The organism is Kocuria himachalensis (genome assembly GCF_054784195.1).
The window spans coordinates 341,589-351,119 of the sequence record NZ_BAAGPL010000019.1 but is presented as its reverse complement, the minus strand read 5'-3'; the positions used below and the strand labels follow the sequence as shown (position 1 = coordinate 351,119).

The 9,531-nt window shown below is 71.8% G+C and carries 8 protein-coding genes and 1 tRNA gene; 7 read left to right on the top strand and 2 right to left on the bottom strand.

Annotated features, from left to right (window positions below; translation table 11 throughout):
* The first annotated feature begins 446 nt into the window (after positions 1-446).
* The 4 genes from ACYVM4_RS14015 (at position 447) to ACYVM4_RS14000 (ending at position 4,135) form a co-directional block, all read left to right on the top strand.
* Complete coding sequence (locus ACYVM4_RS14015; RefSeq protein WP_460668924.1) at positions 447-1,271, top strand: winged helix-turn-helix domain-containing protein; 825 nt, start codon at positions 447-449, stop codon at positions 1,269-1,271.
* A gap of 94 nt (positions 1,272-1,365) precedes the next feature.
* On the top strand, positions 1,366-1,905 hold the full coding sequence (locus ACYVM4_RS14010) for a SixA phosphatase family protein (RefSeq protein ID WP_460668923.1): 540 nt from the start codon (positions 1,366-1,368) through the stop codon (positions 1,903-1,905).
* Positions 1,906-1,957: 52 nt separating this feature from the next.
* Complete coding sequence (locus tag ACYVM4_RS14005; protein ID WP_460668922.1) at positions 1,958-2,944, top strand: aldo/keto reductase; 987 nt, start codon at positions 1,958-1,960, stop codon at positions 2,942-2,944.
* A gap of 12 nt (positions 2,945-2,956) precedes the next feature.
* Positions 2,957-4,135, top strand: coding sequence for an FAD-dependent monooxygenase (locus tag ACYVM4_RS14000; RefSeq protein ID WP_460668921.1), 1,179 nt, complete (start codon positions 2,957-2,959; stop codon positions 4,133-4,135).
* A gap of 218 nt (positions 4,136-4,353) precedes the next feature.
* Here ACYVM4_RS14000 and ACYVM4_RS13995 read toward each other — a convergent pair whose 3' ends face one another.
* Together ACYVM4_RS13995 and ACYVM4_RS13990 are read right to left on the bottom strand one after the other, a co-directional pair.
* Complete coding sequence (locus ACYVM4_RS13995) at positions 4,354-4,695, bottom strand: hypothetical protein (RefSeq protein WP_460668920.1); 342 nt, start codon at positions 4,693-4,695, stop codon at positions 4,354-4,356.
* Between the two features lie 674 nt (positions 4,696-5,369).
* A tRNA-Arg gene (locus tag ACYVM4_RS13990) sits at positions 5,370-5,445 on the bottom strand.
* A gap of 299 nt (positions 5,446-5,744) precedes the next feature.
* Between ACYVM4_RS13990 and ACYVM4_RS13985 the strand changes: the two genes are divergently transcribed.
* From ACYVM4_RS13985 to ACYVM4_RS13975, 3 genes are all read left to right on the top strand, one after another.
* On the top strand, positions 5,745-7,610 hold the full coding sequence (locus ACYVM4_RS13985; RefSeq protein WP_368821059.1) for a phosphoenolpyruvate carboxykinase (GTP): 1,866 nt from the start codon (positions 5,745-5,747) through the stop codon (positions 7,608-7,610).
* A gap of 168 nt (positions 7,611-7,778) precedes the next feature.
* Complete coding sequence (locus ACYVM4_RS13980; RefSeq protein WP_368821060.1) at positions 7,779-8,270, top strand: RrF2 family transcriptional regulator; 492 nt, start codon at positions 7,779-7,781, stop codon at positions 8,268-8,270.
* A gap of 58 nt (positions 8,271-8,328) precedes the next feature.
* Positions 8,329-9,516, top strand: coding sequence for a globin domain-containing protein (locus ACYVM4_RS13975; RefSeq protein WP_368821061.1), 1,188 nt, complete (start codon positions 8,329-8,331; stop codon positions 9,514-9,516).
* The last annotated feature ends 15 nt before the right edge of the window (positions 9,517-9,531 follow it).

Here is a 9,531-nt window from a genome sequence, read left to right as displayed (position 1 = left end):
CTTCTCTGGATCCACGGCGGAATGTCCACATGGTGAGACAGCATGTCGATCAGCAGGGGCATCTTGACAAGGAGAGCAAGAGCTGCTTCGAGGGGTGGATACCGGCAAAATCGTCCCAGATGTCTGACATCCCAGGGAGGGGGCAGGAAACACCGTCTCATGCCCCTTGGTGAAGGGGGTTCATTTTGGCGGACAATCTGGACAGCCGTCGTTCTAATCTCACATCGTGAGATAGCCCCGCGAATATTACTTGCGCGATCGATAGGGCTGGTGGACGATGAGAGCAACGCCACTGTCAGGAATTTTTCAGCTTCGCGGGGACCCTCCCCGACAACCACGGAGCCGGGGATTCGGGAGCTGGAAGTGGCGGGGCCGTTCCGAGGGGCGGATCGACTCAGGCGGACGGAAGCTCGTCCGCCGAACGACGGAGAGACGAGGGGCACCAGATGCCAGGCACACCGGGATACGTGCACATTTCCCAGCGCAACCGCACGAGCGAAGCTCGCGCCGTCCGCGGTCCGGCCGCGGCCCCCGAGCGCGGACAGACGGCCCCCGCCGACTACCGCAGCCTCCGGAGCACGATCGGGCCCATGCCGACCGCGCCCGGCGAGGCCCCCCTTCCCACCCGCCTGCAGCGGGACACGGCGCCGCGTCCGCAGGCGCAGGAGAACGAGGCGCGCGGATTCGTGATCTACGTGGGCCTCGACGAGGAGACCGCGGCGGCCAGCGGCACCTCGCTGGTCAAGATGGTCCAGAGCATCCGGGCGTACGCCCAGCAGCTGGTCCCGCAGGCCGACTCCTACGCCGCCGTGGCGCTGGCCCCTGCCAACACCGCCGGCACCGACCTCGAGGTCGTCCGCAACGCCCTGGGCGATCCCACCTCCGGAGCCGTGCGGCCCACGGCGCCCGCCGCGACCGCGCCGGCGCCCGAGACGAAGACCAGCCAGTCCACCGGGGTGCTCATCGATCTCTCCCGCCGGGAGGTCTTCCTCGACGGCGGTCTGCTGAACCTCACGTTCAAGGAGTTCGAGCTGCTGAACTACCTCGTGGAGAACGGCAGCCGGACCGTCGGCCGCCACGAGCTCCTGCACAGCCTGTGGCGCGACTCCGAGGAGGTGCCCAACGAGCGCACCATCGACGTGCACATCCGGCGCCTGCGCTCCAAGCTCGGCCGGCTCGCGAACACCGTGCGCACCGTCCGCGGTCAGGGCTACCGCTTCTACGAGCACCCCGAGGTCGTCGTGTGGGCGGCCCCCGAGTACTCCATCTGATCCGTTCCCGACCTGTGCAGGCCCCGGTCCTCTCCCGCGCCACGGAGGAGCCGGGGTCGCTCCGTGCCCGGCGGTCGCGTGGCATCATGAACCGATGACCCGCCACGACCGGAAGAAGCTCGTCCTCATGCGCCACGCGGAGGCCGAGCACCCGTGGGGCGTGGCCGACCACGACCGCCCCCTGGACCGCGGCGGTGCGGCGGACGCCGCCGCCGCGGGACGCTGGCTGCTGGCGAACGGGCACGTCCCGGACATGATCCTGTGCTCGAGCGCCCTGCGCGCACGCCAGACCTGCACGTGGGTGTGCAGCGAACTCGGCGACCTCGCGCCGACCGCCCGGCTCGACGAGTCCCTCTACGCGGCCCAGGACAGCCGGATCATCGCGGTGGTCAACCACGTGCCCGAGACCGTGGAGTCCCTGCTGCTCATCGGCCACCTGCCCGGTCTGCGCGACGCCGCCCTCCGTCTGGCCACACCGGACTCCGACTACGACGCCGTCATGGCCCTCGCCGACGGCTGCCCGACCTCCGGCCTGGCGGTCCTGGAGGTCCCCGGCACCTGGGCCGGACTGGACGGCGCCGACGCCCGCCTGGTGGACTTCACGGTGCCGCGACCGCCCACGGGGGGCCGCTGACCGGCGGCGCCCCGCGCGCCCGCGCGGCGGCCGGACCGACGAAGGAGTGAGGATGCGACAGATCGAGTTCACCCCGTCCGGGGACCGCGTGGGAGCGATCGGGTTCGGGGCCATGGGCCTGAGCTGGGTCTACGACCGGCACGGGCTGACCGAGCGGCGCAAGCACGAGGTGCTCGGGCTGGCGGTGGACCTCGGCATGAACGTCGTGGACACCGCGGTGCTCTACGGCGGGGGAGCGAACGAGGAGCTCGTCGGCGCGGCCCTCCGCGGGCGCCGGGACGAGGTGTTCCTATGCTCCAAGACGGGGCTGCGCGCGGCCTCCCTGGAGCCGCCCCGGACGGAGCGCTGCGGGCACCCTGACGAGGTGCGCCGCTCGATCGAGGACAGCCTGCGCCGGCTGCGCACCGACGTCGTGGACCTCTACTACCTGCACCGCGTGGACCCCGGCGTGCCCCTCGAGGAGACGTGGGGCGCGATGGGGGAGCTCGTGACCGCGGGCAAGGTGCGCCACGTGGGGCTCTCCGAGGTCAGCACGGAGCAGGCCGAGCGGGCGCACGCGATCCACCCGGTCGCGGCCGTCCAGTCGGAGTACTCCCTGTGGACCCGCAACCCCGAGGGGTCGGGCCCCACCGCCGATGGTGACCCCTCCGGGGACGTCATCGGGTGGTGCGCCGAGCACGGGGCGGTGTTCGTGCCCTTCTCCCCGCTGGGGCGCGGCTACCTCGCCGGCGCCCTCGCGGGCCGGGAGTTCTCCGCATCCGACTTCCGCTCGCGCAGTCCCCGGTTCACGCCGGAGGCCATGGCCGCCAACGAGGACACCGTGCTCGCGCCCCTGCGCGAGGTCGCCCGCCGGCACGGGACCTCCCTCGCCGCGGTCGCGATCGCCTGGACCACGGTGCGGGGCGAGCACGTGCTGCCGATCCCCGGCACCACCGACCCCGGTCACCTGCGGGAGGACGCCGCGGCCGCGGAGCTGCGCCTGACGGCCGGAGACCTCGCCCTGCTGGACGGCGTCGTCGCCGTCGGCGACCGGTACTGAGCGGCGCGGGCCGTGCGCGCGGTCGTCTGCGGGGCGGGCATCGCGGGACTGGCCCTGGCCGGGTGCCTGGGCCGGCAGGGCTGGGACGTCGTCGTCCTGGAACGGGCGCCGCGCCCGCGGGAGCAGGGCTACATGATGGACTTCTTCGGCCCCGGCTGGGACGCCGCCGAGGCGATGGGCGTGCTGCCGGGGGTCCTGGAGCTCGGCTACAGGGTGGAGCGGCTCAGCTACGTGGACGACCACGGCCGCGACCGGGCAGGCCTGCCGTTCGCCCGGTTCGCCCACGCCCTCGACGGGCACCTCGTCAGCGTGCTGCGCCCCGACCTCGAACGGGTGCTGCGCGAGCACGCCCGGGGCGTCGCGGAGCTCCGCTTCGGGCGGCGCGTCGTGGGGGTCCGGCAGCAACCCGGCGGAGCGGGCGCGGTGCTCGACGACGGAACGGTGCTCCACGCCGACCTGGTGGTCGGCGCCGACGGGGTGCACTCGGCCGTGCGGCGCACGGCGTTCGGGCCCGAGGAACGCTTCCGGCGCTGGCTGGGCCTGCACACGGCGGCGTTCGTGGTCGAGGACCCGGAGGCGTACCGGCAGGTCGGCAACCGCTTCTGCCTCACCGACAGCATCGACCGGGCGATGGGCTTCTACGGGCTGCGGGACGGGCGCCTGGCCGTGTTCGCCGTGCACCGGGCCGCCGGGCCGGCCCTGCCGGCCGATCCCCGCGAGACCCTGCGCGCCGTCCACGGCTCGCTCGGCTGGATCGCGCCCCGGGTCCTGGCGGCCTGCCCCGGGGCGGACCGGCTCTACTACGACCACGTGGTGCAGGTCGAGGTGCCGCGGTGGAGCAGCGGCCGGGTCGTGCTGCTCGGGGACTCGGGGCAGGCGGTGTCCCTGCTGGGCGGTCAGGGCGCCTCGCTGGGGCTCGCCGGGGCGTGGCTGCTCGCCGAGCGGCTCGCCCGCGCCGCGTCGGTCGAGGAGGCGCTGACGGGCTGGGAGCGGGTCTGGCGGCCGGTCGTGGCCGAGAAGCAGCGCGTCGCCCGCGGCGGGGCGCAGTGGTTCCTGCCGTCCTCCCGGGCCCGGCGGCAGGCGCGGCGCCTGGCGCTGCGCCTGGCCGCCCTCCCCGGCCTCGACGGCGTGGTGACCCGCGGCCTCGTGGGACGCGCCGGGGGAGACGTCCGCGCCCTCGCCACCGGCTGATGCGCACCGACCGCACGGGGAGCCGGCACGGTGGAGCGCCGCCGCGGCGACCGTGCCTGACGGCCGAGGCCCTGCCCCGGGTGGCGGCCATCGCCCCGGTCGCGGCCATCGCCCCGGTCGCGGTGCGGCACCGGTGTGGGCGACCGACGAGGGCGCCCGTCCGGTGGACGGGCGCCCTCGTCGGTCAGGCCGTGGAATCAGGTCCTGTGGCCGTGGCCCTAGTCCTCGTCCTGCTCGAAGATGACCTTGACCCGCTTCTTGTCGACCGTCTTCACGGACTTGTCGGTCTTGTCGGTGTACTTGGCGTCGCGGTAGTACTTGTGCCAGTCGCCGCCGTCGGCCTTGTCCTTGGCGATGGAGGCGGCCTTCTTGAGCTCGACGTCCTCGTACTCCTTGGTCTTCCACTCACCGTGGTGGTGGTACTTGACGATGACGTCGACCTCGCCGTTCTTGCGCTCGTCCCCGTGGTCGCCCCCCGCGAACGCCGGGGTGGAGAAGGAGCTCGTGACCAGCATGCCCGCCAGAGCGGCGCCGACCAGAGTCTTCCGCAGATTTTCCATGGTGTTCCCCTTTTGGATGAGCTGATTACCAATGGTGAATCAGGTGACACCAGGCTAAAAACACCGATCCGCGTACACAAGCAAATTTCTCAAAAGTTAAGTGTTTCGTTCGAAGGCCCTGTCAAGCAATGTGAAATCACATAGAAAGGGGGATGCGCCGTCGTTCTCCGGTGCTGCGAGGTCGGCCGGGTCCGTGCCGGGGCGGTCGGTGCCGGCGTGGCCCGGACGCCGGTGCGCCCTGTGCTTTCGGGTGCCGTCCCAGGCCACAGGGGTTTCTGCGTCCGGGTCGGCCGTCCGCGAGAGAGAAGGTTGCAGCAGTGGTCGCGGCTGCGGCGGTCCTAGGGTGCCCGCCGGTCCAGGGTCGGCAGAATCCCTCCGGTGCGGTGGTGCCCGGGCCGCGCCGCATTGCGGTGCGAGGCCGATGCCGCACGGGGCGGGTGCTGATGAAAAAGAATTTCAATGCAAATTTTCTTATTTGCAAAGCGTAATGAATTCCCCTGCGATGAGATGTTCGTCGGCGGGCTCGGCGCACTCGCCGAGCCGCCGGGATCGGGGCGAGGGTACGAGGAGTGACGGGGGCGCCGCAGGGCCGGCGCCAGGCCTCCGGAGCTCACCGCGGGCACTGCGCACAAAGAACCCCTCCCGGCCTCTCGGCCGGAAGGGGTTCTTCCGCGTGGTGCGCCCGAAGGGATTCGAACCCCCAACCTTCTGATCCGTAGTCAGATGCTCTATCCGTTGAGCTACAGGCGCATCGGCGTCCCGGCGTCACCGCCGTTCAAGCCGGATACAACTCTACATGTGGCCCCCGGCTGAGCAAAATCCGCCGGTCCTCCGCTCGACACCCGGCGCGACGGGCCGCGGCACGCGTAACCCTGCTGGGGCGGCCGGTGCCGGGGCGATACGATGGACTCACATCACAGTAGAGACCGGCCGCCCACCTCCACGCCGCTCACTGTGGGCCCGGTGACACCGGGCCGAGTGTTCGACGACGAGCACCACCACGAGAGCCCCGGGCGGTCGGCGGACGGCCTCAACGAGGAGACATGTCAATGGCTGACAACCCCACTGCAACGACGGAGACCACCGGGCTGAACGAGGCTGTGAAGGGCGCCCTGGACAACGCGCCCACCACCCACGCGCACCTCCTCGCGTGGGTGCGGGAGATGGCGGAGCTCACCCAGCCGGAGCGCATCCACTGGGTCGACGGCTCGGAGGCCGAGTGGACGCAGCTCACGGACGAGCTCGTGGACGCCGGCACCTTCGTCCGTCTGGACGAGGACAAGTTCCCCAACTCCTTCGCCGCCTTCTCCGATCCGGACGACGTCGCCCGGGTCGAGGAGCGCACCTTCATCTGCACCAAGACCGAGAAGGGCGCGGGTCCCACCAACAACTGGGAGGACCCGGAGGTGATGAGGGGCTCCCTGCGCAAGAGGTTCCGCGGCGCCATGCGCGGGCGCACGATGTACGTCATCCCCTTCGTCATGGGTCACCTGGAGGCCTCGAGGCCGAGCTACGGCGTGGAGATCACCGACTCCGCCTACGTGGTGTGCTCCATGCGCATCATGGCGACCATCGGCACCCCCGTGCTGGAGAAGATGACCGCGCAGAACGGCTTCTTCGTCGAGTGCCTGCACTCGCTGGGCGCCCCGCTGGCCCCGGGCGAGGAGGATGTGCCCTGGCCCTGCAACCCCGCCAAGTACATCGTCCACTTCCCCGAGGACCGGGCCATCTGGTCCTTCGGCTCCGGCTACGGGGGCAACGCCCTGCTCGGCAAGAAGTGCTACGCGCTGCGCATCGCCTCGGCCATCGCCCACGACGAGGGCTGGCTGGCGGAGCACATGCTCATCCTCAAGGTTACGAACCCCGAGGGCCGGAGCCGGTTCATCTCCGCGGCCTTCCCCTCGGCCTGCGGCAAGACCAACTTCGCGATGCTCGAGCCCACCCTCGACGGCTGGAAGGCCGAGATGGTCGGCGACGACATCTCCTGGATCCGCTTCGGCAAGGACGGCCAGGCCCGGGTGACCAACCCGGAGGCCGGTCTGTTCGGTGTGGCTCCCGGCACGGGGTGGCCCACCAACCCCAACGCCATGCGCGCCATCGCCCGGGGGAACACGATCTTCACCAACGTGGCGCTCACCGACGACGGCGGCGTCTGGTGGGAGGGCATGACGGACGAGACGCCCGCGCACCTGACGGACTGGAAGGGCCGCGACTGGACCCCGGAGAGCGGCCGTCCCGCCGCGCACCCGAACTCGCGCTTCTGCACCCCCATCAAGCAGGCCGACATCCTCGCCCCCGAGTACGACGACCCCGAGGGTGTGCCGCTGTCCGCGATCGTCTTCGGCGGCCGCCGCAAGACCACCGTCCCGCTCGTGTCCCAGTCCTTCGGCTGGGAGCACGGGGTGTTCCAGGGCGCCACGCTCTCCTCGGAGACCACGGCCGCCGCGAAGGGCGCCGTGGGCGTCGTCCGGCGCGACCCCATGGCCATGCTCCCGTTCATCGGCTACAACGCCAACGACTACCTCGAGCACTGGGTCGAGGTCGGCGAGCGCATCGGCGAGGACGAGATGCCGAAGGTCTTCTACGTCAACTGGTTCCGCCGCACCCCGAGCGGCGGCTTCGCCTGGCCGGGCTTCGGCGAGAACTCCCGCGTGGTCAAGTGGATCTTCGACCGCCTCGAGGGCACGGCCGGTGGCCGGGAGACCCCGATCGGCATCGTGCCCACCAAGGAGGACCTCGACCTCACGGGCCTGGACGTCTCCGACGAGGAGCTCGAGGCGGCCCTCAAGGTCGACGTCGAGGAGTGGCGGGCCGAGCTGCCCAGCATCGACGAGTGGTTCCACCGGCTCGGCCACGTGCCCGAGCCCATCCTCGAGCAGCGCGCCGGTCTGGAGGACCGCCTGAACCAGGTGTGAGCCCCGGCCCGGGACGCTGCGCCCGGGCCGCGGACGAGGGGTCTCCCGTGCCGGGAGGCCCCTCGTCCGCGTCCCGGGGCCGCGTGGGACAATGGGGGTGCTCCCGCGGCCGGCCGGGACGCGCGAGGTCTCGGAAGGAGCCCCCATGAACGACCGGAGGACCCCGCCGTGCGGCTGACCGCCTTCTCGGACATCGCCCTGCGCGTCCTGCTGCTGACGGGAGCCGTCCCCGAGGGGGAGAAGCTCACGACGCGCGCCATCGCCGAGGGTGTGGGCGCCCCCTACCACCACGTGACCAAGACCGTGGGCCGGCTGAGCGGGCTCGGCCTGCTCGCCTCGAGCCGCGGCCGCACCGGCGGGGTGTCGATCACGCCCGCCGGCCTGGACGCCACCGTGGGCTCGCTGCTGCGCGAGCTGGAGGCGGGCTCCGCGATGGTCGAGTGCGAGTCGGCCGGCGGGGACTGCCCCCTGGACCGCGGGTGCGGGCTGCGCCGCGCCCTCGCGGACGCGCGCGAGGCCTTCTACGGCGCGCTCGACGACGTGCGGGTGCGGGACCTCGTGAGCGAGCGGCAGGTCGGCCCGGTGCTGGTGTCCATCGGACTTCGCCCGCCCGAGCCGCCGGGAAGCACCGCGGTGGACGCACTGCCACCGATGACGTAATACAGCATTTCAGTTGCTAGTTTGGAGAGGTCATCCACCGGCTCCCCAGGAGGCAACCGTGCTGTCCGACCTGTCCCGTCCCGTCATCGAGCAGACCATCGGCGTCGTCGCCGAGCGCATCCCGTTCATCACCCCCGAGTTCTACCGGTCCATGTTCGAGGCGCGCCCCGATCTGCTGGACGGCATGTTCAGCCGCTCCAACCAGAAGAACGGGACCCAGGCGCAGGCCCTCGCCGGCTCCATCGCGATGTTCGCCTCCTGGCTCCTGTCCCACCCCGAGGGGTACCCGGACGAGCTGCTGTCCCGCGTGGCGCACAAGCACGCGTCCCTGGGCGTGCTGCCCGAGCACTACCCGATCGTCCACGAGCACCTGTTCGGCGCGATCGCCCGGGACCTCGGCGACGCCGCGACGCCCGAGGTCGTGGCCGCGTGGGACGAGGTGTACTGGCTGATGGCCGACGCCCTGATCAGGATCGAGGAGGGCCTCTGCGCGGGGCAGGCGAACACCGTGGTGTTCGCCCCGTTCCGGGTCGCGGCCAAGGAGCGGACCGGGACCACCACCACGGCGATCACCCTCGAGCCCGCCGACGGCACCCCGATGACCCCCGCCGTGGCGGGCCAGTACGTGACCGTCGAGGTGCGCCTGCCCGACGGCGTGGAGCAGCCGCGGCAGTTCACGCTGGTCCCGGGGTCCGAGGGGACCCGCCGGATCGCCGTCCGCCTCGACGAGCGCGGCGAGATCACCCCGGTGCTCCACCACGACGTGCAGGTGGGTGACGTCCTGCGGGTCTCCAACCCCTACGGCGACGTGGTGCTCCCGGACGGGGACGGGCCGCTCGTGCTGGCCTCCGCCGGCATCGGCGTCACCCCCATGCTGGCGTTCCTGGACCGGCTCGTCCGCCAGGAGTCGCAGCGGCAGGTCCTCGTCCTGCACGCCGACCGCTCGGCGGAGGAGTGGGCCCTGCGCGAGCTGCACGAGATGCTGGTCGCCGAGCTGCCCCACGCCCGCCTGGAGACCTGGATGGAGACCCCCGGGGAGGGCGACCACGACGGGTTCATGGACCTCGGCGCGGTGCGGGTCCCGGCTGACGCCCAGGTGGTGCTGTGCGGTCCGCTGCCCTTCATGAAGGCCGTCCGCTCCGCCGTGATCGCCCAGGGCGTCCCGGGCCGCAGCGTGGCCTACGAGATCCTGGGCCCCGACCAGTGGATGCTCCACGACGAGGCGCGCGAGACCGCCGCGGTCTGAGCGCCCGCAGCGCAC

What these genes read in the sequence shown, in the direction of transcription:
- ACYVM4_RS14015 (WP_460668924.1), top strand. Translation starts at nt 447, where the DNA reads ATGCCAGGCACACCGGGATACGTGCACATTTCCCAGCGCAACCGCACG.
- ACYVM4_RS13995 (WP_460668920.1), bottom strand. Translation starts at nt 4,695, where the DNA reads ATGGAAAATCTGCGGAAGACTCTGGTCGGCGCCGCTCTGGCGGGCATG.
- ACYVM4_RS14005 (WP_460668922.1), top strand. Translation starts at nt 1,958, where the DNA reads ATGCGACAGATCGAGTTCACCCCGTCCGGGGACCGCGTGGGAGCGATC.
- ACYVM4_RS14010 (WP_460668923.1), top strand. Translation starts at nt 1,366, where the DNA reads ATGACCCGCCACGACCGGAAGAAGCTCGTCCTCATGCGCCACGCGGAG.
- ACYVM4_RS13985 (WP_368821059.1), top strand. Translation starts at nt 5,745, where the DNA reads ATGGCTGACAACCCCACTGCAACGACGGAGACCACCGGGCTGAACGAG.